This is a genomic window from Spirosoma taeanense, assembly GCF_013127955.1.
In the GTDB taxonomy this organism is placed as follows: Bacteria; Bacteroidota; Bacteroidia; order Cytophagales; family Spirosomataceae; genus Spirosoma; species Spirosoma taeanense.
Genome location: NZ_CP053435.1, coordinates 302,649 through 323,932, shown reverse-complemented (window position 1 = coordinate 323,932; position 21,284 = coordinate 302,649). Strand labels below are relative to the sequence as shown.

Annotated in this window: 20 protein-coding genes; 6 read left to right on the top strand and 14 right to left on the bottom strand. The window is 53.6% G+C overall.

Going from position 1 to position 21,284, the window contains the following annotated elements:
• Positions 1-19: 19 nt before the first annotated feature.
• Positions 20-1,108 (bottom strand): glycosyltransferase family 4 protein, encoded by a 1,089-nt coding sequence (locus tag HNV11_RS01435; RefSeq protein ID WP_171737966.1) that lies wholly within the window; start codon positions 1,106-1,108, stop codon positions 20-22.
• A gap of 145 nt (positions 1,109-1,253) precedes the next feature.
• Here HNV11_RS01435 and hemE point away from each other — a divergent pair, with 145 nt between their 5' ends.
• Both hemE and HNV11_RS01425 read left to right on the top strand, forming a co-directional pair.
• Positions 1,254-2,318: a uroporphyrinogen decarboxylase gene (hemE, locus tag HNV11_RS01430; RefSeq protein WP_171737965.1), complete on the top strand. Its 1,065-nt coding sequence runs from the start codon at positions 1,254-1,256 to the stop codon at positions 2,316-2,318.
• A gap of 93 nt (positions 2,319-2,411) precedes the next feature.
• Complete coding sequence (locus HNV11_RS01425) at positions 2,412-3,320, top strand: dienelactone hydrolase family protein (RefSeq protein ID WP_171737964.1); 909 nt, start codon at positions 2,412-2,414, stop codon at positions 3,318-3,320.
• 25 nt (positions 3,321-3,345) lie between these two features.
• Here HNV11_RS01425 and HNV11_RS01420 read toward each other — a convergent pair whose 3' ends face one another.
• The 3 genes from HNV11_RS01420 to HNV11_RS01410 all read right to left on the bottom strand — a co-directional run bounded on the left by HNV11_RS01420 (position 3,346) and on the right by HNV11_RS01410 (position 6,174).
• Positions 3,346-4,236, bottom strand: coding sequence for a Nif3-like dinuclear metal center hexameric protein (locus HNV11_RS01420; protein ID WP_171737963.1), 891 nt, complete (start codon positions 4,234-4,236; stop codon positions 3,346-3,348).
• A 94-nt stretch (positions 4,237-4,330) separates the two neighbouring features.
• On the bottom strand, positions 4,331-5,122 hold the full coding sequence (locus tag HNV11_RS01415) for a phytanoyl-CoA dioxygenase family protein (RefSeq protein WP_171737962.1): 792 nt from the start codon (positions 5,120-5,122) through the stop codon (positions 4,331-4,333).
• Between the two features lie 56 nt (positions 5,123-5,178).
• A complete protein-coding gene (locus HNV11_RS01410; protein ID WP_171737961.1) occupies positions 5,179-6,174 on the bottom strand; it encodes a bifunctional heptose 7-phosphate kinase/heptose 1-phosphate adenyltransferase in 996 nt (331 codons plus the stop codon).
• A 168-nt stretch (positions 6,175-6,342) separates the two neighbouring features.
• On the opposite strand from HNV11_RS01410, the gene HNV11_RS01405 reads away from it, so the two are divergent.
• From HNV11_RS01405 to HNV11_RS01390, 4 genes are all read left to right on the top strand, one after another.
• Entirely contained in the window at positions 6,343-7,830 is a 1,488-nt protein-coding gene (locus tag HNV11_RS01405; protein ID WP_171737960.1) for a xylulokinase, read from the top strand.
• Positions 7,827-8,285, top strand: a complete 459-nt coding sequence (locus tag HNV11_RS01400; protein ID WP_171737959.1) for a hypothetical protein — start codon at positions 7,827-7,829, stop codon at positions 8,283-8,285. The genes HNV11_RS01405 and HNV11_RS01400 overlap by 4 nt, the downstream gene beginning before the upstream one ends.
• A gap of 80 nt (positions 8,286-8,365) precedes the next feature.
• On the top strand, positions 8,366-9,706 hold the full coding sequence (xylA, locus tag HNV11_RS01395; protein WP_171737958.1) for a xylose isomerase: 1,341 nt from the start codon (positions 8,366-8,368) through the stop codon (positions 9,704-9,706).
• Between the two features lie 61 nt (positions 9,707-9,767).
• On the top strand, positions 9,768-10,238 hold the full coding sequence (locus HNV11_RS01390; RefSeq protein ID WP_171737957.1) for a nuclear transport factor 2 family protein: 471 nt from the start codon (positions 9,768-9,770) through the stop codon (positions 10,236-10,238).
• Here HNV11_RS01390 and HNV11_RS01385 read toward each other — a convergent pair whose 3' ends face one another.
• The 10 genes from HNV11_RS01385 to HNV11_RS01340 all read right to left on the bottom strand — a co-directional run bounded on the left by HNV11_RS01385 (position 10,239) and on the right by HNV11_RS01340 (position 21,227).
• Entirely contained in the window at positions 10,239-11,057 is an 819-nt protein-coding gene (locus HNV11_RS01385; protein ID WP_171737956.1) for an enoyl-CoA hydratase/isomerase family protein, read from the bottom strand.
• A 41-nt stretch (positions 11,058-11,098) separates the two neighbouring features.
• The gene (locus HNV11_RS01380; RefSeq protein WP_171737955.1) at positions 11,099-12,076 is read right to left on the bottom strand and encodes a radical SAM protein; all 978 of its coding nucleotides are present in this window, start codon (positions 12,074-12,076) and stop codon (positions 11,099-11,101) included.
• The gene (gene accD, locus HNV11_RS01375) at positions 12,076-12,918 is read right to left on the bottom strand and encodes an acetyl-CoA carboxylase, carboxyltransferase subunit beta (protein ID WP_171737954.1); all 843 of its coding nucleotides are present in this window, start codon (positions 12,916-12,918) and stop codon (positions 12,076-12,078) included. Before accD ends, HNV11_RS01380 begins: the two co-directional genes overlap by 1 nt.
• 87 nt (positions 12,919-13,005) lie before the next feature.
• Positions 13,006-13,704 carry a DNA alkylation repair protein gene (locus HNV11_RS01370; RefSeq protein WP_171737953.1) on the bottom strand — a complete coding sequence of 233 codons (699 nt, stop codon included), beginning with the start codon at positions 13,702-13,704 and terminating at the stop codon, positions 13,006-13,008.
• A gap of 56 nt (positions 13,705-13,760) precedes the next feature.
• Positions 13,761-15,206, bottom strand: a complete 1,446-nt coding sequence (ftsZ, locus tag HNV11_RS01365) for a cell division protein FtsZ (protein ID WP_171737952.1) — start codon at positions 15,204-15,206, stop codon at positions 13,761-13,763.
• 87 nt (positions 15,207-15,293) lie between these two features.
• Entirely contained in the window at positions 15,294-16,682 is a 1,389-nt protein-coding gene (gene ftsA / locus HNV11_RS01360) for a cell division protein FtsA (protein ID WP_171737951.1), read from the bottom strand.
• On the bottom strand, positions 16,679-17,452 hold the full coding sequence (locus HNV11_RS01355; protein ID WP_171737950.1) for a cell division protein FtsQ/DivIB: 774 nt from the start codon (positions 17,450-17,452) through the stop codon (positions 16,679-16,681). The genes ftsA and HNV11_RS01355 overlap by 4 nt, the downstream gene beginning before the upstream one ends.
• A 33-nt stretch (positions 17,453-17,485) precedes the next feature.
• Positions 17,486-18,874, bottom strand: coding sequence for a UDP-N-acetylmuramate--L-alanine ligase (gene murC, locus HNV11_RS01350; protein WP_171737949.1), 1,389 nt, complete (start codon positions 18,872-18,874; stop codon positions 17,486-17,488).
• An 81-nt stretch (positions 18,875-18,955) separates the two neighbouring features.
• Complete coding sequence (gene murG, locus HNV11_RS01345; protein WP_171737948.1) at positions 18,956-20,050, bottom strand: undecaprenyldiphospho-muramoylpentapeptide beta-N-acetylglucosaminyltransferase; 1,095 nt, start codon at positions 20,048-20,050, stop codon at positions 18,956-18,958.
• A gap of 55 nt (positions 20,051-20,105) precedes the next feature.
• The gene (locus tag HNV11_RS01340) at positions 20,106-21,227 is read right to left on the bottom strand and encodes an FtsW/RodA/SpoVE family cell cycle protein (protein ID WP_171737947.1); all 1,122 of its coding nucleotides are present in this window, start codon (positions 21,225-21,227) and stop codon (positions 20,106-20,108) included.
• Positions 21,228-21,284: the final 57 nt, after the last annotated feature.

Here is a 21,284-nt window from a genome sequence, read left to right as displayed (position 1 = left end):
TGGTCAGGCAAAGGTACGGCTACTTTGACCTTTTTGCTCTATCTGCCAGCTCTTCATACAGTTTCCAGTACGCTTCTGCCACGTTCGGCCAGCTAAAACCAGCGGCCCGCTTCCTCATCCGCTCCTGCCGCAACGGGTTTTGCCCAAAGTCGCGCAGGCCATCGTAAAGCGTCTGCGCCATGGCTTCGGGCTCAAAACTGTCAAAATAATACGCTTCCTGACCACCTACTTCGGGCAAGCTCGTGAGGTTAGAAATGAAAATTGGCTTACCTAAACTCATCGCTTCGGCTACCGGAAGGCCGAAACCTTCGGACAGCGACGGAAACAGAAACGCTTCGCAATGGGCGTAGAGCCACCACTTTGCGGGCTCGTCCACGGCGCCGGGCATCAGCAGCCGGTCGGCAATACCGAGACTCTGTGCCTGCTGACGAATGTGCTGCGCGTAAGGGTGGCCGTCGGGACCAGCTAAAATCAGTCGATAATCAGGAAACGCTTCCAGCAATGGCAGCAGGGTATGAACATTCTTTTTAGGGTGAATAACGCCCACAAACAGAAAATAAGGCATTTCACTTTCGCCCAGAAACGCAGGGCGCTGAGCCTCCTCAGCCAAAGCGGTACCGCTCGCGATCACCCCATTCGGAATTACGTGAATACTCTGGTTAGCCGGAATGTTCAGGTGTTGACGCACCACCGAAGCCGTGTATTCCGAAATAGCTGTCAGCCCAGAGGCTTGGTTAACTTTACGCTGCAAGCTGGCCAGCCGGCGGGTTTTCTTTGCATCTGAGTAATCAGGGCGAGTCAGAAAATTAAGGTCATGAATCGTTAGCACCAGTTTGGCGGCCCTGTTCTTTGGCAGATAGGTCGTATCCTGATGCAGACAATGCCAGACATCGTATCGCCCGTTTATCCACAGTTTTCGCAGCCACGATGCCTCAATGTAATTGACCGAATCACCAAAAACGCCAATCTGTCCTTTCGGAACCAATACCGTCAGGGTCCACTCGGGCGGGCACTGACTGACCAGTTCGTGACCGAGGTGCAGGCATACCTGCCCCAAACCGCTATTGAGATCGCGCAGACGTTCGGCGTCGATAAAAAGTGTGGGCATCCGATTTCCTAATTTTGGTAAAATTGGAAAATCTTAGAAGAATTTAATTACGCAGGCTGGCTAATAGTGATTGGAAAATGATCCGTGCAATCATAATCAGATAAAGGACAGCAGCTACGCCCGGGAGGTTCGGTATATTTGCACTATGACTTTACAGAATGATTTATTGCTCCGCACGGCGCGGGGCGAACTAACCGAGCGGGTGCCGGTCTGGATGATGCGGCAGGCTGGTCGCGTCCTGGCCGAGTACCGGGCCGTTCGGGAACGAGCAGGCAGTTTCATAGCGCTGGCCAAAACGCCCGAACTGGCCGCTGAAGTGACGATTCAGCCCGTCGATGCCTTTGGCGTGGATGCAGCCATTATCTTCTCCGATATTCTGGTCGTGCCCGAAGCGATGGGCCTACCCTACGAAATGATCGAAAGCCGGGGGCCCGTTTTTCCGCAAACCGTCCGATCGTCGGCCGATCTAAGCCGGCTTCGCGTGGCCGATCCCGAAACGGATCTGGGTTACGTACTGGACGCGATAAAACTAACCAAGAAAGAACTCAACGGCCGGGTGCCACTGATTGGTTTTGCCGGGGCGCCGTTCACCATTTTCTGCTACATGACCGAAGGCAAAGGTTCCAAAACCTTTTCGGTCGCCAAGAAACTCCTGTACACCGATCCTCACTTTGCTCACAGTCTCCTTCGACAGATTACCGACAGCACGATTGCTTATTTGAAAGCACAGGTGCGGGCAGGCGCCGACCTCGTACAGATCTTCGATTCGTGGGCGGGCATTCTTTCGCCGGAGCAGTACCGCCAGTTTTCTCTGCCGTATATCAAACAGATATGCGATGCGCTCGGCAGCGAAGTCCACGACGGAATCGTAGACCATGCACCGGTGCCGGTTACGGTCTTTGCCAAAGGCGCATTCTTTGCCCGTCAGGCGATTGGTGAATTGAGCTGCTCGGTGGTTGGTCTGGATTGGAATATGGACCCTGCCGAGTCGCGCGAGCTGATTCCAAACAAGGTTTTGCAGGGTAATCTCGACCCGTGCGTACTGTACGCCGACTTCGCCCAGATTCGGGCGGAGGTGAAGCAGATGTTTGACGCCTTCGGCCATCAGCATTATATCGCCAACCTCGGTCACGGTATCTACCCCGACACAGATCCCGATAAAGCCCGGTGTTTTGTGGACGCCGTTAAAGAGCTAGGCAAGAATAGTTAGTGTTCTGAAACTGCAGACTATTTATTCAGGGGTGGGTAATTTCATTATTATCCACCCCTTACTGTATAAAAACCAATCCAATCACTTACCCCAATGGACAGTCCGCGAACGCAACGTAAGAAATTGTATGAGCTGCTGGGACGATTGCCGAACCGGCACCGGCCTACTACGGTGGAGTTGCTTTCTAGGCAGGAAACCGATGAACTTGTCATCGAAAAACTCCTTCTGGATCTCAATGGTTACGAGCGGGTACCGGCTTATTTTACCAGACCCAAACAGCGATCGGGCAAATTACCCGTCGTTCTGTATAATCATTCACATTTCGGGCAGTACGGAGTCGGTAAGGAAGAGTTTGTGCAGGGACGGCCCGAAATGCAGAAACCCGCTCATGCACTCGCGCTGGCACGTGCAGGCTATGCAGGGTTATGTATCGATAGCTGGTGCTTCGGCGAACGGCAGACACGCTCGGAACTGGATACCTTCAAACTGATGCTGTGGCACGGGCAGGTGCTGTGGGGCATGATGGTTTACGATAACCTCCGGGCCCTGGATTATCTGCAAACCCGCGACGACATTGACCCGCAACGTATTGCCACGATGGGAATGTCGATGGGCAGCACAATGGCCTGGTGGCTGGCCGCTCTGGACGAGCGGATCAAGGTTTGTGTTGACCTGTGCTGTCTGACCGATTACCAGGCGCTTCTAGAAACCAACGGGCTGGGCCTGCATGGCATCTACTATTACGTACCCGATCTGCTCACCCATTTCACCACGGCTCAGATTAATGCGCTGATAGCGCCCCGGCCCCATTTGAGCCTGGCAGGACGATTCGATCCCCTAACTCCACTGGCGGGTCTGGAACGTATTGATCAACAGCTTCAGGTTATCTATGAGCAGCATAGCGCGCCAACTGCCTGGCAACTGCGCATTTATGAGACGGGCCATCAGGAGACTCCCGCCATGCGCGCCGACATACTGGCTTTTCTGAATAAATGGTTATGAGTCTCGCGGAGCTATTTACCGGAGCTTATTTTACAGGCTGAGAAGGACGCCAAAAAGGCTCAGCTGATTCAACAAAGCGAATGGGCACTTCATTGATGAAGCCTTGCATCCAATCGGCGCAGTACTTCATGCCCGCCTGCTCAGAAACCAGATGCCCTAAAACAATCAGAGCTTTTTTCTGGCCTGAGACAATCGCATCCTGCACGTACTCTACGAGTTCCCATTCATGGGTCTCCCCTACGATGAGCACATCCACATCAGGTTGCTGTAGAAATGGAATCCCTGGCTGCAAACTCACGTTGCCCCAACTGGCCAATGCCCGTCGAACAGTCAGTTGCGGATCGCCGATTACGCGCATGGTGCGAATCTTGAGCTTAGATTCGATACTTTGGGCGAAACGCGCCAGTGAGGTTGGTTCAAAGCTAAACTGGCGTGGATGCTCGGTGTCCGCATTCTTTTCCCAGCCCAACTCTCGAATCATGCCCGTAGCAATCCCGTCGGGCCGATGGCCATGCCAGTGATCGTGGAAGTGAAAAACAGCCATGCCCTTTTGCTGGATAAAATCTCGTTTAAACTGATAGATGGGATCCTGCTCGACGGGCTGTATCCGATCCTGGTGCGAATAAAAGGTTGGCTCGTGGGTGATAACCAGATTGAGTCCCTGTTCGGAAGCTCGTCGAAGAACATCCAGCGTAGCCATCATCGTACTGGCGATTCCCTTAACCGGCAGGTCGTCGGTACCGGCAATAAGGTTGTCGACGGTCTGTTCCCGCCAGGGAATGCCTACGTTGGCTTTGATGCGCTCAATAACCTGCCCGACGGTCAGGGGCGCGGGCCGGAACGGCCAGTTAAACGAAGCAGTCAGGCCAAGCGAGGCCAACAGAAACTTGCGCCGGGAAGTCGTGTAGGTAGACATAAGTAGGCGGTGTTACATCACAGACGTAAGCGCTGGCCGCAGCTTTTCTAATCAGTAAGCTTTTTGGGAAATTTAGCCAGAACCGGTTATGCGATTAACGATTCAGGGCTAAACGTATGGCCTGCTCAACCGGGGAGTAATCGCCATCGGCTCGCTTAAGTTGAAACGGCTGGGCTGGTAGCAGCGGAGGCTGGGCCATGAACCGGGGAGTAGAGCCATGGTGGGCCTGAGCAGCATGCACTAGAAAAGGATGGCATAAATAGACGGTTCCCGCTTCTCCCGTTGCCAGTACTTCGGCCCGATGCGCCGTTTCCTCAAAATTGGTAGCCGCTAATTCGCGCAGCGACAACCCTTCTTCGCCAGCCGGTTCCAGACGCCGGGCAATGTCCAGATGAGAACCGATCCGGATGCGGGTTGGCGCATCATCCTGACCGACATCTGAGAACAGAAACAGCATCAACAACGCCCGCCCTCTGGACGTAACGTTTGCCCGCCAGGATAGAAAGTCGCTGGGATCGGAGGTGTGGTTTGCAAAACTGACATCAATGTGCCAGCCCGTATCACCAGAATCCACAGCACTGGGAAACCGGACTGGAAACGTGCCTAAGCTGTCTCGCGGCAACCAGCGTCCCGGTCCAACGAGTTGATCGTAAGCCCCTACTAGCTTAGGAGAGTTAACCGCCAGCCGAAAGGGTTCCTGCCCATAGTTTCCGAGCCGGATAACCGGTTGTGTCCACGTAGCCGGATTGTGCGGGTCACAACCGGTATCGGCCCACAATAGGGCACGGCCTTGTTGGGCTAGCTCAGGGGCGAACGCCTGATCGATTCGGACGAATCCGTTACGAATAAAATCCTGAATCTGTGCGTCATCCAGCGTACCCTTCATCAGACTTGTAGGCTATAGGCTCTAATCTGATTCACAGCCTAAAACTTATAGCTGCCTTACAGATTCTCTTTGGCCTCCTGTTTCAACAGGTTCTTATCAATTGGCACGACGCCGACCGACTCACAGACGAGTCCACCACCCAGGTTCGATAGCCCCGCAATCATGGCGGGCGGTTGCCGCAGGGCGACGCAGCAGGCCGCTATGCTGATGACCGTATCGCCCGCACCCGAGACATCGGCAATCTTCCGGATATGGGCGGGGAGTTGCTGCTTTTCGCCGTTGAAATCAATAAACACTCCGCGTTCTGACAACGTAATCAGCGCGCCCCTGAGGTTCAGTCTTTCTTTTAGCTGACTAACCGCGGCCTGAAACTCATCATGGTTGTCAACGTCGAAGTCAAGCTTCAACCCTTCGCGCAGCTCTTTCAGATTGGGCTTAAACAACGTCGCGTTATGGTACGACAGGAAGTTTCGCTTCTTCGGGTCAACTACCGTCGGAATGCCCTGCTCATTGGCGTACGTAGTGATTTCGGCAATGGCTTCTTGGCTCAGCACGCCCTTGTCGTAGTCTTCAAAAATAATGACGTGGCAAGTCGGAATCAGTTCTTTAGCTTTAGCAACGAGTTTAGCCCGTTCTTCAACCGTAATGTATTTATCAGTCTCTGTATCAACCCGCACCACCTGCTGCGAACCGGCAATAATTCGCTCCTTTATCGTCGTAATGCGGTCGTCACTGCGGATAAGGCCGTCGCAGTTTAAACCCCGGTCGCAAAGCTGACCCACCAACTGATCGCCAGGCCCATCAGTACCAATTACCGAGCAGATGATGGCTTCGGCACCCAGTGCCTGTACGTTGAGCAAAACGTTACCAGCTCCTCCCAATCGGAGTTCGCGCCGGTCAACAGTCACGACTGGTACGGGTGCTTCGGGCGAAATGCGTTCAACCCGCCCCCAGACATAGGAATCGAGCATTACGTCGCCGATAATCAGGACGCGCAGGTTGTCGAATTGTTCGAACAATTCGTCGATGGTCATTTCCAGGACCGGACTCATAGGCACTTGGCAACTTGGTTACGAATACAAAGAAACAAAAAGCTGAAAGTGTTTCTGCACGCTAATGGCCAGTTTCAGTAAGCGGAGCAGAAATAGTTCCGCCAGAAAATACGGGTCATTGATCTGAGTGTTAGCTTCGCATCTTATTTTAATGACCAACCCTTACTTATGTATCTTCTTGGCTTTGACCTCGGCAGTTCGTCCGTAAAAGCGTGTTTAATAGAAGCCGACAGTGGCAGGGCTGTTGCCTCGGCGTTTTTTCCTGAAACGGAAATGGCCATTGAGGCCCCACAGGTCGGCTTTGCCGAACAGCATCCCGACCGCTGGTGGGAAAACGCCTGTTTGGCCAGCAAGGCCGTCATTCAGCAGGCAGGAGCCCGGCCCGAAGACGTTAAAGCCATTGGCATTTCCTACCAGATGCACGGGCTGGTGGTTGTTGACAAGGGGTTCAACGTGCTGCGGCCATCCATTATCTGGTGCGACAGTCGGGCTGTCCCCTACGGAAACCGGGCGTTTGATGCTCTTGGGCATGAACGCACCCTGCAGCATCTGCTTAACTCGCCGGGTAACTTCACGGCCGCCAAACTGGCGTGGGTGAAAGCCAACGAGCCCGACGTGTATGCGCAGGCCGATCAATTCATGCTGCCTGGCGATTACCTCGCGGCCCGCATGACCAGCGAAGTGGTTACGACGGCATCGGGTCTGTCGGAAGGGATTCTCTGGGATTTTCAGGCCGACGAACCAGCGCAATTCCTGCTGGACTATTACGGCTTCGATTCATCGTTGATTCCAACCATCAAACCCACCTTCGCTCCACAAGGGGAGTTAACAGCCTCGGCCGCATCCGAGCTGGGCCTTGCCGCCGGTACGCCCATTACGTACCGCGCCGGCGACCAGCCCAACAACGCGCTATCGCTGAACGTACTGGAGCCGGGTCAGATTGCCGCTACGGCCGGTACATCGGGTGTTGTATATGGCGTCAGCGACCGGGCGGCCTATGACCCCAAACTGCGCGTGAATACGTTTCTGCACGTTAGCCACACGGCCGAAGCACCCCGGTATGGCGTTCTGCTGTGCGTTAACGGCACGGGCATTCTGAACAGCTGGCTGCGCAATCAGATTCTGCGTCGGTCCGTAAGCTATAATGAAATGAATCAACTGGCGCACGAAGCTCCCGTTGGCGCCGATGGTCTGGTTTGTCTGCCGTTTGGCAACGGCGCGGAGCGGGTTCTTGAGAACCTGGAAATCGGCGCGTCATTTCATGGCCTGCAGCTCATCCGGCACGGGTTGCCGCACGTAATCCGGGCCGCTCAGGAAGGAATTGTTTTCGCGCTTTATTACGGCATTCAGGCCATGGAAAGTGTAGGCGTGGGGCTGCAGACCATCCGGGCGGGCGAGGCCAACATGTTCCTAAGCCCACTGTTTAGGGATACGCTGGCGAACCTGACCGGCGCTACGATTGAGCTATACAATACCGATGGGGCACAGGGAGCCGCTCGCGGGGCCGGACTGGGACTTGGTCATTACAAAACAGCACAGGAAGCCTTCACGGGTCTACACGTAACCAAGACGATTGAGCCAGACATGCGGGCGCAGGAGGCTTATCAGAACGCGTACGGGCAGTGGCTGGAAACCCTTAGCCAGAAACTATCATGAATGCAGTTTTCACGAAACTGAACTACAAAGCGCAGGCCGAAGTTGTCGTACTCAACGCGCCGGAGGAGTTCCTCTCCCTGCTCACGGAGCTAACTTCGCAGGCAATAATAGTTCACGATCCGGAGCAGATTCAGCAGGGCGAGTTCATCATCGCCTTTGTGAAAAAGCAGCAGGAGGTAATTGACCTGGTGCCTTTATTAGCTAGTCGGCTGCAGGGTGACGGCATTTTGTGGTTTGCCTACCCGAAAGGAAGCTCCAGAAAATACACCTGTAATTTTAATCGTGATACGGGCTGGGTGGTGCTAGAAAAATATGGTTTTGCAGGAGTACGTCAGGTAGCGATTGACGAGGACTGGAGCGCCCTACGTTTTCGGCGCGTGGAATACATCAAAAAAATGACTCGTCAGAGAAGCCAGGCGATGACCGATCAGGGAAAAGCTAAATTAGTCCAGTAGGTAACCCAAAGTTTTGCGGACCGTATCAGGAAAAGCTACCTTTGGTTTTCTTTTCTATTAACAACTTAATATCTGTTTCGATGGCCAACATCAATCTAACCCTTGGCGATAAGACCTATTTTCCCTTTGTTGATAAGCCGATAGCCTTCGAAGGGCGCGAGTCGGACAATCCAATGGCCTTTAAGTTTTACGATGCTAACCGGACCATTATGGATACGCCCATGAAGGATCTGTTCCGGTTTGCTACGGCCTACTGGCACACCTTCTGTGGTACCGGTGGCGACCCCTTCGGGCCAGGCGTTAAGCATTTCCCGTGGGATGCCAACTCCGACCGGCTGGGCGCTGCTCACGACAAAATGGATGCGGCATTCGAGTTTATCACTAAAATCGGCATGGAGTATTACTGCTTCCACGATGTGGATGTTGCTCCCGAAGGAAACTCCAACGCCGAATTTGAGAAAAATTTCCGCGCTATTGTTGATTATGCTAAGCAAAAGCAGGCTGCCAGCGGAGTTCAGCTCCTGTGGGGTACGGCGAATCTGTTCTCGCATGAGCGCTACATGAACGGAGCCTCGACTAACCCCGATTTCCACGTACTGGCGCACGGTGGCTGGCAGGTAAAGAACGCCATTGACGCCACCATCGAGTTGGGTGGCCGTGGCTATACATTCTGGGGCGGCCGGGAAGGTTATATGTCGCTGCTGAACACGAATATGAAACGTGAGCAGGAACACCTCGGCAAATTTCTGCAGATCAGTCGCGACTACGCCCGCAAGCAGGGTTTCAAAGGGTCGTTCTATATTGAGCCGAAGCCAATGGAGCCTACCAAGCACCAGTACGATTTCGACGCGGCTACCGTGGTGGGTTTCCTCAATCGCTACGGTCTGCAGGACGACTTCGAGCTGAACATCGAAACTAACCACGCGACCCTGGCGAACCATACCTTCGCCCACGAACTGCAGGTAGCGGCCGATAACAACATGCTTGGCAGCATTGATGCTAACCGGGGCGACTACCAGAACGGCTGGGATACCGACCAGTTCCCGGTAGACGTTTACGAACTGACCGAAGCCATGCTGGTCATCCTGGAAGCGGGTGGTCTCAAATCGGGTGGGGTAAACTTTGACGCGAAAACACGCCGGAACTCGACGGACCTAGAGGATATCTTTATTGCGCACATTGGTGGTATGGACACCTTTGCGCGGGCAGCCATTGCAGCCGAGGCTATCCTGAATAAATCGCAGTATAAGAAACTACGTCAGGAGCGTTACGCCAGCTACGATAGTGGCGAAGGCGCACGCTTCGAGCGGGGTGAGCTAACGCTGGAAGACCTCCGCCAGTATGCCATAAATAACGGCGAACCCAAGCAGGTTAGCGGTAAGCAGGAACTCTACGAAATGATTGTAAACCAGTATATTTAGTGTAAAATCTGCACCGGCTCGCTGTGAGCCGGTGCAGATTTCAATTACACCAGTACACACTATGAAACACCTGCTACTCTTCATCGGCCTGGTACTGATTACTCCCGCCCTCGCCCAAACCGCGACCGACGAAGCGGCTGTTCGCACGACGATTAAGCTTCTGTTCGATGGTATGCGGAAAGGCGATTCGACGCAGATTAAGAACACGTTTCTGCCCGGCGCTACATTACAGTCTATCGCAAAAAACAAGGATGGTGATGTTTCGGTGCGGAACGAAAACATTGGTCAGTTTGCGGCATCCGTCGTCAAGTACCCGCCTTTCGCCCTTGATGAGCGGCTATCGGGCATGGACATCAGGATTGACGGAGAACTGGCAACTGCCTGGACGCCCTACGTTTTTTATTTTCAGGATAAGAAAAGTCACTGCGGGGTCAACTCCTTTACGCTCGTGAAAGTAAACGGTAACTGGAAAATTCAGAACATTATCGACACCCGCCGAAAGGATAATTGCCCGGATTTACCGAAGCCTTAATCAGTGATCCGACCAGTTCGGTTTCCGTTTTTCTAAAAAAGCAGCCATGCCTTCTTTTGCATCCGGCGTTTGCTGAAGTAACCGAAACTGCTCATATAGGTAAGCCTGCTGTTCGTTTGATGGCAGGCTTTTTAATTGCTGATAGGCACGTAACCCAAACTGCATGGCCGTAGGTGAAAACGCTTTGAGTTCGTTAGCCAGGCGCGTAACCGCATTGTTCAGTTCATTAGTGGGAGCCACTTCGGTAACCAGGCCGAGCGTTAGCGCATCGGCCGCTGAGAGTGTTCGTGCACGCAGGCAAAGGTCAAGAGCCTGCCGAGCAGGCATGATCTCGAGCAATATGGCCATGACCTGAAAGGGGAATAAGCCCCGTTTCACTTCTGGCAGGCTAAACGTAGCCGACTCGGCCGCGATTACGTACGTACTGCCGCCGACCAGCAGAAAACCACCGGCATACACAGCCCCCTGCACCCGCGCGATGCAGGGCTTATGCAGCCCAGCCATCAACTCTCCCAACCGAACGGGACCGCCCGGCTCCGGTACCGAAGATTCTCCAATGTCGCCTGATGAAAGCGATTTAAGGTCCATACCGGCGCAGAAGGTATCACCCTCAGCGGCCAGCACCACGAGCCAGATATCTTTTCGATAGTGTGCATGAGCCAGAGCAAACGCCAGTTCATTCAGCATAGGCGGGTTTAGTGCATTCTTCTTTTCGGGCCGGTTCAGCGTAATGGTCAGAACGTGGTCGTCGAACGAAGTACGCAGAAACTGAAAGCCGCCAGCGGGTAGTTCAGTGGTTTGTTGGGTAGTGTAGAGCATAACAGGCAGGAAAAACCGATTTGTGAAGGCGGTCAGGCAGACTACAACAACTGTTTCCAGGTTCCCTTCACCCAGTTATACTTGAGCGTACTGGGCAGCGCCCGCCACCAGTATTTGTTAACTTCTACGGCAAATGATGGCTGCATATAGCAGTTGATTGTACAGCCCTCGCAGCCTGGTAAACGGCCCTCCAGCGCCACCAGTTGCTGCACATCGGCTGAATGATATAGCTCGTACAGATTATCAGTAATGGGAAAATCTTTCAGACCGAGATGGTAGCAGGGCAACACCAGTTTGTTCTCCGGCGAGATGACAAGTGTGGTGCTGCCCGCCTTGCAAACAGGATCGCTGATGTGGTTACCGCCATCGCGCCGAAGTTGCACGAAGGCATCGTTGAGGTAAACATTCTTCTGCCGACCCCACCAGGATAACTGCGTCAGGGCTTCGGCGGACAGGCGGTCGCCGGTTTCAACGGTGTTATACTCGAAAACCGGATTCAGAATCAGAACCAGATTATTTGGCAGGCAGATTTCCTCATGCATCTGCCGAATCTGGTGGACATTATGCGTAAAGACGGTGAACAGAATATCCGGCCGTTCGCCCAACTGCCGGGCAATGGCAATCGACTCCATGACCTTATCGAAACACGCTACGCCCCGCAACCGGTCGTGCTCTTCGGCCACCGGCGAATCGAGCGAAAAGTGCAGCATATCCACCAGACCGCGCAGCCGTTCGGCCTGTTTAGGGTACAGCAGCGCATTAGTCGTAATGGTCGTAATCAGCCCCAGTTGCCGGGCTTCGTGCAGAAGCTCCGGCAACTGACGATGGAGCAGGGGTTCGCCCCCAGTAAAATCAACCACCCGAACGCCAAGACGTTTCAGATCGCGTAGGTTCTGGCGGGCATTATCGAGGGTAACGTAAGGTGATGGCCGCTCCCAGATATCGCAGAAACTACAGCTCGCATTGCAGCGATACGTAACGTAGTAGTTACAGAGAACCGGGTGGGAGACAAGGCGCATTATTGCAGCATCCGGAACAGGCTGGCCAGTTTATCCTTCAGATCCTTACGGTCGACAATAAAGTCGAGGAAGCCATGCTCAAGAACAAACTCGGCACTCTGGAAACCTTTGGGCAGGTCTTTTCCGATTGTTTCACGAATGACGCGCGGCCCCGCGAAGCCAATCAGAGCTTCAGGTTCGGCAATGTTGAAGTCGCCCAGCATCGCATAAGAGGCCGTAACGCCCCCCGTGGTCGGGTCGGTCAGCAGCGATACATACGGCAGCCTGGCCTGCGAGAGCAACGCCAGCTTAGCCGACGTTTTCGCCATCTGCATCAGCGAAAAGCCAGCCTCCATCATGCGGGCGCCCCCCGAGCGGGAAATCATCAGGAACGGTGTCCGGGCTTCCATGGCATGGTCAATGGCGCGGGCAATTTTTTCGCCGACTACCGAACCCATCGAACCGCCGATGAAGTTGAAATCCATAACGGCGATCGTAACGTTCAGGCCGTGCATAGATCCGTAAGCCGTCCGAACGGCGTCTTTCAGGCCGGTTTTCGCCATTGTTGAACGCACGCGGTCCGGATACGCTTTTGTATCGGTAAACTTCAGCGGATCGGCCGAGGCCATGTTCGCGTCGAGTTCCGTAAACTCATTATCATCGAACAAAACAGAAAAATAGGCGTCAGAACCAATTTTCTCGTGGTAGTTGCAATGAACGCAGGTATACGCATTGAGTTTATGCTCCCGCGTATGCATTGCTTTTTTACAGTTCGGGCACTGATACCACAGACCATCGGGAGCCTCCCGCTTCATTTCGGTCGGGGTCTGAATACCCTTATCTTTTCGGACGAACCAAGACATAGTCTAAGTTTACAGTTGGCAGTTTATAAATTGGCAGTTGCCAATCGGGGCTGTAAAGATACGAATACCATTTACCATTCCAGCCATTTATAAAGTCAGATAATACCGGCGTCGGTTAGGCTCGAACTTTTCAATCGCGTACCGAAGAGCCGTTCGGGGCATTTGCCGGATATGATCATGCAGAAATTCTTCGAGCGCATCAGCATCTCGTTTACCCACTTCCCGCAGCATCCAGCCGATGGCTTTATGAATCAGATCGTGCCGGTGAGCCAGCAGGATTTCGGCCAGAGCGAACGTATCAGCAAACTGCCCATGACGAATAAACGTAATCGTCGAAACGATTGCAATACGCTGGCTCCATAAGTGGTTTTCGCGGGCCAATTCATACAATGCCGACCGATCATTATTGAGCAGATGCCGCCCGACTATGTGCGGACACGTAACATCCACCAGATCCCAGTTATTAATGAACTCCCGATTGGCCAGGTACCGCGCCATAATCTCGGCGCGATAAACCGGGCCTGCTTTCTGAACCTGATACACCCAGATTAACAGAGCTACCATTCGGCACTCGTGGTATGGATCGTGCAGCAATAGCTCGGTTTCATCTGGCAGCAACTCCCGGTACTGCCGTGCGATGACGTGTTGCTGTGGCATCGACAGGCCAAGAAACTGATCGCCTTCGGCATATTGCCCCGGCCGGGTTTTGAAGAAACGAGCCGCGAACGACGCCCGCTCAGGCTGTTCCAGTTCCAGAAGCGTCGCTTTTACGTCGGAATGCGTCACGGTAAAAAAGAAGGGCTTCCTGTGCGAAAGCCCCTGTTATTCTGAATGAAACTAAGTTAATCGTTTAGTTTTGAGCGAACAAACTCATCTTCCGGCAACATGGGAAGTGAGTACAGAACCGTTTTATTCCGCTCAAAGGTTGGGCGATCTAGATCCGCGACGGAGTATTGGCCCTTGACAAACGCGTCTACGCTGCGCCTGATCAGGTCCGCATCGTTCGGGCGCTCTTCATCAATCACCAGAGTATCGGCATCATCCTGTTCCAGCGGGTGGAATACGCCTGACGTTTCGGGCCGGATTACATTAGTCCCGTTAAGGCCCGTCGGCGTTTTTGCCTTATCGTCGGTTTGCGCAGTTACACTTATGGGCGACTCATTTATCTCGTCACCATCGGCATCAACCGGCACCAGTTCCTCTTCTTCAGGTTCCTGGCTCAGAACATCCTGCGGCTGCTCAGGCTCCTCAATATCCGTAACCACCAGGCTCGATATTGTTTCGGCTTCAGGTGTGGTCTTGAGTTGGTCCATCAGCGTAGTTGTCCCGTCGAAACCAGCCGCAATGATCGTTACGCGCAGTTTATCCCCCAGATTTTTATCCGTGATTGCGCCAAACTTAAACATCCGGGCTTCGGTCTGAATCTTTTTGGCAACGTGCTCCGAAATAGCCATCTGCTCTTTGAGCTTCATAGCGTGCTCCTGACTCGACGAGATCGTAAGCAGAATCCGTTTGGCGCCCCGAATATCATGGTCGTTAAGCAGGGGCGAGTTCAGGGCCGCTTCGATTGCCTTCAGCGCCCGATCTTCTCCGCCGGCCTCCGCCGATCCCATCACCGACTGCCCGGCATGTTCGAGTACTTTCTTTACGTCGGCAAAGTCCGCATTGATGTCGCCCTGCGTCGTAATAATCTCAGCAATACTTTTTACGGCATTCGCCAGTACGTCATCAGCATGGGCGTAGGCGTCTGTCCAGGTCAATTCGCTGTATAACTCAGCTAGTTTATCGTTTAGAACTACCAGTACCGTATCGCAACTTTTCTTGAGCTTTTCAATTCCCTCGCGGGCCTGTTCTTTCTTGTCGGTTCCTTCAAAGTAATATGGTGCTGTCACGACTGCGACGGTCAGCAGTCCCATTTCACGGGCTACTTCGGCCACTACCGGCGCAGCACCGGTACCGGTACCCCCGCCCATACCGGCGGTTATGAAAACCATTTTTGTGGGCGGTGCCAGCAGGTTACGGATTTCTTCAATACTGGCGCGGGCCGCGTCTTCTCCAGCCTTGGCTTCGGTGCCGGCCCCCAACCCGTCGCCCAACTGAAGTTTAGTTGGCACGGGGTTGTTCATGAGCGCCTGGCGATCGGTGTTGCAAATGGCAAAATTTACATCCTTCATCTCCAGTTTATGCATGTGCTTAACGGCGTTTCCGCCCATGCCGCCCACGCCAACAACCTTAATGATGGTCGGATTGTCGTCTGGTATTTCGAATCTATAGCCCTGACTAAGCATCGTATAGGTCTGTGGTATCTTTTTTGTTATTCGAGAACTGGATAAATGCGACTGAACCGGCCTGAGCCGGTTCCCCCTTGCGGGTCATTAATACGGATCGGTTTCGCTACCCCGCATTGGCTGAAGAGCGTCTTTCAGCCAGCTGAGCAGCCCCTTTTTGGGTTCCTTTTCGGGCACCACCGGTGTTTTCTCACGCGCTGGCGGTGGCGGACCATACGTGCGTGGGGGCGCCGTGGCGGGTTCTTCATTGTACGTAGCCCGGGACGGATCGCTGATAAAAGAGATGCGGTTATCAATGGTTTTGTAGCCTGCCCAGACCAGACCAACCGCCGTTGCGTAGGCCGGATCGCCAACCAGATCGGCGCGACCGTTTGGCTCCAGATGCTCGGGGAAACCTACACGCACCTCTTCTACGCCCGTTACACGGCCAAAAATCTGCTCAATACCCGGAATAAGAGCCGTTCCGCCGGTCAAGACAATGCCACCCAACAGTTTCCCTTCGTAGCCCGACCGAATGATTTCGGCCTGAACCAGCGCAGCAATTTCGCGAAGCCGGTCTTCAATAATTACGGCTACGTTTTTGAGCAGCACATCTTTAGGCTTTTTGTTACTCAAACCCGGCACAGCCACCACCTCATTGATGTTGTACTCCGCGGGGTTGGCACTGCCAAATTTCTTTTTAAGCTGTTCGGCCTGGTTCGGTAGAATTTTGCACCCGGCCTGAATGTCGGAGGTCAGGCTGTTACCTGCCCATGGGAACACGGCGACATGGCGTAACACATTACGGTAGTAGATGGCCATTTCGGTCGTTCCGCCCCCAATGTCAACCAGCGCCACACCAGCGTATTTCTCTTCGTCCGTCAGGACGGCCAGCCCCGAAGCCAGCGCCGACAGCATCATGGTTTCCTGCTGCAGATTATTGCGCGAGATGCACTTACGCACGTTCCGGGCCGCGTTTGCCTGCGCCGTAATCAGCTGGAAGTCGGCTCCGAGTTTAACCCCATTCCGGCCAACCGGCTGATTAATGTTGGTTTCACCATCAACCACAAAATCCATCGGCAGGACGTGGATAATCTCCTTGTCGGCCGGAACGGACGTGCGGTACATGTCGCTTAGCAGATGGTCAATGTCTTCAGTCTGCACTTCATCGCCTGATGATGACCGGGTGATGTTGCCACTTGACTTGATCGACATGACATGTGAGCCGCTGAAGCTGACATTAACCAATTGAATGTTGATATTCGCCTGGTTTGAGGCTTCACCCACAGCTCGTCGGATAGCGCTGACTGTGTTATTAACATTCACTACGGTCCCCTTTGTGACACCGTCGGCCAGATAGGTTTCGCCCACGCCCAGCACTTCGAGCGTTTCCTGGTCCTTGTTGTTACGGACTACCCGGCCCGCCACTGCACACACTTTCGTGCTGCCGATGTCCAACCCGACTATAATTTTATCGTCAATGCCTGTCGTCGTCATTCGCACACGATTTGATTTCTATATTGAACGCTCACCCGGCTGTAGCGGTCCCAACCTTTCGCCGGTAGAACATCCGTATACACTAATTTCAGTTTTCTAAACTTCGCATCCAGATCGGTTGGTGGTCCAAACTCAATCTGATGATTGCCTAACTGCGGCCACATCGTCACCTGCCCCTGCTCATCGACCGATAGTTCGGTAATCTGCGCCCGCCAGAATGGGTCGTCCTGGATACGTCTAAGCAGGTCCAGCAACGGCCGGTTACGCTCACTCGCCAGCGACCGATTCTTCGTAAAATAAGCACCGGTCAGCATCGGCACCCGGGCCGAATAATTCATCGAAATCGGAAAAAACGTTCCTTCTTCACTTACGTACTGCCCCGATACCGGCCGAATACCGTCTCCCGGCGAGATAAACCGAGCCAGCGGGCGGGGTTGTTCGACCGTAACGATCAGATTACCCCTCAGATCCCGGGACACCTGACAGGTTTTGACCAGACCGTGTTGCCGAAGCCGCGCTTCAAGCTGATGGAAATCTACCTCGGCGTAATCCTTACCAATCACCGGATCGGCTCCGCCATTGGTCAGGTACCCCGTTACGTCCCGGCGCGTTAGAAAACGGTGACCATCAATCTGATCGAGCTGAATAACCACCGCCTGAACGCGCTTTTGGCCCTGCCGAACTTCGGTAAAGGCAATCAGGCCAAACAGACCCACTGCCCCACCAATCGTCAGTAACCATTTTCTGGTTGAATTAAAGGTAGAAAACATCTGTAAATAAGCTAAGTCGTTACACAGATATTTTTATCTATTGGTCTCCAATTCTTTTTTCAGCACGGGAAGAAGCTGATCAATATCCCCCGCGCCGATCGTTACCAGCAGCGACGGCTTCATTTCCCGCACAACGTCGGGTAGTTCGGCTTTGGTGCTTTGGCGCTTTGATTTTGCCCGAATATCGCGAAAAATCAATTCTGAGGTAACGCCTTCGATCGGCAATTCGCGGGCCGGATAAATATCCAGCAAAATAACATGGTCGGCCAGGGAAAGACTTTCGGCAAACCCTTCGGCAAAATCGCGCGTCCGGCTGAACAGATGCGGCTGGAATATGGCGGTCAGTTCACGGTCCGGATACAACGCTTTCACCGACGACAGAAACGCCTGCACTTCGGCCGGATGATGGGCGTAATCGTCAATCAGTATGGCGGCATCGGTTTTGAGCACATACTCAAACCGGCGCCGGACGCCCCGGTAACTGTTTAGCGCCGACCGAATGGCTTCTGCCGAAACGCCCAGTTCCAGCGCCACCGCGCCGGCAGCTACGGCGTTTTCGACGTTATGAAAACCCGGAACCGTCAATTGAATATCAGAAATGACGCCCTGAGGATGCACGAGGTCAAACACGAAGGCGGCATTGTCAACCCGCAGATTCTGGCTATGGTAATCGCCGTTCTGTAGCGAATACGCCCGAACGTTGGCTTTTGTTTTATCAGCGAGCGTCAGGCCCTGCTTCATGAACAACACCCCGCTGGCCTCAATCTGGCTAACAAACAGGCCGAACGATTCAAGCACGGCCTCATGTGCTCCGTAGATGTCCAGATGGTCGGCGTCGGTTGAGGTAACAATGGCCAGATGCGGGTACAACGTCAGAAACGAACGGTCGAACTCGTCGGCCTCTACGACGCATACGACCGACCGAAGATCATCGGCAGGTTCGTTAAGCAGAAAATTGGTGCCGTAATTGTTTGTGATGCCTCCTAAAAAAGCTGCACAGTTGACCCCCGCATCGCGCAGAATATGCGCAACCATAGATGAGGTGGTCGTTTTGCCGTGGGTTCCGGCAACGCCGACCGTTGTCATTTGCCCCGCCAGCAAACCCAGCACCTGCGACCGTTTTTGCAGCAGGAACCCATTTTCGGTCAGAAAAATATATTCCGCGTGGTCTTTGGGTACTGCGGGCGTATAGATGACCAGGGTTTCGGTTGGGTTTTCCCGGAATTTAGCTGGTATCTGCTCAATGTCTTCCGAGAAGTGAATCTCCATTCCTTCGGCCTGCAGGGCTTCGGTTAGAGCAGTGGGCGTTTTGTCGTAGCCCGCTACGGCATAGCCGTTAACCCGAAACCACCGGGCCAGCGCGCTCATACCAATCCCGCCGATACCCAGGAAATAAATGTATTTGAACCGGTCTAACGTCATAACTAGTGGATACGCATCAGCACCATAGCCCGCTATTGGCTACTGTACCGATCAGGACGTAAAGTTAGCAATAGCAATTTGTTACTGCCTCGTTATTTTAATTACTTCTTCCGCAATTTCGCGGGCAGCATGCGGTTTGGCAAAGGTCTTAATTTCACGGCTTAACTGTTGACGCTGCGCAGAATTATTCAACAGATTCAGGCTGGCCGTAACCAGCTCCTCGCGGGCGACCTGATCGCGGACCAGCAAGGCTGCATTTCGGTCAACCAGCGCCATTGCATTCTTGGTTTGGTGATCTTCGGCGGCTGCCGGAAAAGGCACCAATATAGCCGGTCGGCCCACCAGGCATAGCTCCGAAACTGACAAGGCCCCTGCCCGCGACACAACTGCATCAGCTACGGCATAGGCTTTATCCATGTCGTAAATGAAATCGTACACTTTGATCAGGGGGGAACCAACTGAGGCCACGGCCTGCCGGGCGCGCTCAATGAACGCCGGGCCCGTTTGCCAGATAACCTGAAGGCCAGCTTCTACAAACCGTTGCAGACCTGCTTCCAGGCTCTCGTTCAGGGTTCGGGCGCCCTGGCTACCACCAATCACCAGTAATGTCTTTCGCGCGGCCTCCAGATCGAATAGTTTTTGACCCGCTTCAACCTGCTGATCGGCAAACTGAATATCACTACGAACGGGATTGCCGGTCAGACGTATTTTATCGGCTGCAAAAAACGCGTCCATGCCCGGATATGCCACGCAGACGCGCCGGGCCCAGCGAGCCAGGACTTTATTGGTTAATCCGGCATATGAATTCTGCTCCTGAATCAAGGTTGGAACGCCCTTTAAGGAGGCTGCCAGCAGCAAAGGGCCGCTGGCATAACCACCCACCCCTACGGCTACGTTCGGCTGAAAATCCCGGACAATCTGCTGCGCCCGGACCAGACTACGACCCAATTTAAAGGGGAAAGACAGGTTGTCCAGCGTCAGTTCGCGCTTTATGCCGACCACGGGCAATCCTAGAATTGGGTAGCCAGCCCGTGGTACTTTCTCCATTTCCATCTTGCCTTCGGCCCCGACAAATAAAATCTCGGTAGCCGGGTCCATTGCCTTTAGTTCATTGGCAATGGCAATGGCCGGATAAATATGTCCTCCGGTTCCGCCACCGCTGATAATTACCTTCATTCTGTATGATTTTGGGTATTCGGCTTACTGATATAGTCTGACCGTTACCATCTAGCTACATTTTACTTTCGTCGGCTTCGTCTCTGCTGACGCTCAGAACAATACCAATAGCCAGACCGGTAAAAATCAGCGACGTACCGCCCATGCTCAGCAACGGCAGCGGCTGACCCGTTACGGGTGCCAGACCAATGGCGACGCAGATGCTGGCAAACGCCTGAAAGACTATACTGAACGTTAAGCCTGCCGATAAAAGCCCACCGAAGGGTCGGGTCGTTTTATGAATTGCCTTGATGCCTCGCCAGAGAAACCAGATATAGGCCAGCACGACTGGAATACCGCCCAGGAGCAGCCCATACTCCTCAACAATGATGGCATAGATAAAGTCCGAAAATGGGTTCGGCAATGTATTCCGCTGATGGCTATTACCCGGCCCCTGACCCGTAAGCCCCCCGTTGGCCAGGGCGATATACGACTGTTCAACCTGGTACACAATCGTATCGGAGTCCATGAAACTTTTCACCCGGTTGGTAGCCGTGCCGAAGCGTTGCCCCAGCATCAGCCCTGCCCCACCCAGAACAACGCAGACACCCACCATGTAGGCCAGGTAACGCACCGGTACCCGACCGATATACATCAGCAGAAAGCAGGTTGCGGCCAGTAGCAGCGCCGTTGACGTATTGGAAAGAATAATCAGCGAACAAATGACCCCAATCCAGAGAATCAGATTGAACAGCACGCTCGGATCGTTCATAAACCGCTGCCGCTTGGCCAGCATGGCCGCCAGGTTCGAGATCAGGGCCAGCTTGGCTAAATCGGATGGCTGAAACGTTTGGTTAATAATCGGAATCGTCACCCAACGTGAGGCATCGTTCAGGTTGGTGCCCTTGAAGAACGCCCAAAGCAGCAGCGGGATTGACAACCACAGGCCAAACTTCGACAGTCGGGCGTAATAGATGTAGTTGATTTTATGAGCGAAATACGTACAGACCAGACCAAAGAGCAGCAGCGAGCCGTGTTTGAGCAGGAAAACCTCGGTGTTGCCATCGAGTTCGCGGAAAGCCTTCGTCCGGGTTGCGCTATATACGACCAGGACGCTCATGATCGACAGATACAGGACAATCATCCAGATCTGACGATCGCCTTTCAGGTGGGTACGAATCCAGTCGCGGAGAGCCATGGGCTAGAAATAGTAAGTTGACAAGTCAGACAGCGGATTGTTTGCAGAAGTCGTATA

Bases quoted from the DNA above. Each gene is read 5' to 3' on its own strand.
- murC (WP_171737949.1), bottom strand. From the start codon at position 18,874: ATGACGTTAGACCGGTTCAAATACATTTATTTCCTGGGTATCGGCGGG.
- HNV11_RS01405 (WP_171737960.1), top strand. From the start codon at position 6,343: ATGTATCTTCTTGGCTTTGACCTCGGCAGTTCGTCCGTAAAAGCGTGT.
- HNV11_RS01340 (WP_171737947.1), bottom strand. From the start codon at position 21,227: ATGGCTCTCCGCGACTGGATTCGTACCCACCTGAAAGGCGATCGTCAG.
- HNV11_RS01415 (WP_171737962.1), bottom strand. From the start codon at position 5,122: ATGAAGGGTACGCTGGATGACGCACAGATTCAGGATTTTATTCGTAAC.
- HNV11_RS01425 (WP_171737964.1), top strand. From the start codon at position 2,412: ATGGACAGTCCGCGAACGCAACGTAAGAAATTGTATGAGCTGCTGGGA.
- HNV11_RS01390 (WP_171737957.1), top strand. From the start codon at position 9,768: ATGAAACACCTGCTACTCTTCATCGGCCTGGTACTGATTACTCCCGCC.
- ftsZ (WP_171737952.1), bottom strand. From the start codon at position 15,206: ATGCTTAGTCAGGGCTATAGATTCGAAATACCAGACGACAATCCGACC.
- HNV11_RS01410 (WP_171737961.1), bottom strand. From the start codon at position 6,174: ATGAGTCCGGTCCTGGAAATGACCATCGACGAATTGTTCGAACAATTC.
- ftsA (WP_171737951.1), bottom strand. From the start codon at position 16,682: ATGACGACGACAGGCATTGACGATAAAATTATAGTCGGGTTGGACATC.
- HNV11_RS01420 (WP_171737963.1), bottom strand. From the start codon at position 4,236: ATGTCTACCTACACGACTTCCCGGCGCAAGTTTCTGTTGGCCTCGCTT.
- HNV11_RS01435 (WP_171737966.1), bottom strand. From the start codon at position 1,108: ATGCCCACACTTTTTATCGACGCCGAACGTCTGCGCGATCTCAATAGC.
- HNV11_RS01380 (WP_171737955.1), bottom strand. From the start codon at position 12,076: ATGCGCCTTGTCTCCCACCCGGTTCTCTGTAACTACTACGTTACGTAT.
- HNV11_RS01385 (WP_171737956.1), bottom strand. From the start codon at position 11,057: ATGCTCTACACTACCCAACAAACCACTGAACTACCCGCTGGCGGCTTT.
- hemE (WP_171737965.1), top strand. From the start codon at position 1,254: ATGACTTTACAGAATGATTTATTGCTCCGCACGGCGCGGGGCGAACTA.
- xylA (WP_171737958.1), top strand. From the start codon at position 8,366: ATGGCCAACATCAATCTAACCCTTGGCGATAAGACCTATTTTCCCTTT.
- HNV11_RS01400 (WP_171737959.1), top strand. From the start codon at position 7,827: ATGAATGCAGTTTTCACGAAACTGAACTACAAAGCGCAGGCCGAAGTT.
- HNV11_RS01355 (WP_171737950.1), bottom strand. From the start codon at position 17,452: ATGTTTTCTACCTTTAATTCAACCAGAAAATGGTTACTGACGATTGGT.
- accD (WP_171737954.1), bottom strand. From the start codon at position 12,918: ATGTCTTGGTTCGTCCGAAAAGATAAGGGTATTCAGACCCCGACCGAA.
- murG (WP_171737948.1), bottom strand. From the start codon at position 20,050: ATGAAGGTAATTATCAGCGGTGGCGGAACCGGAGGACATATTTATCCG.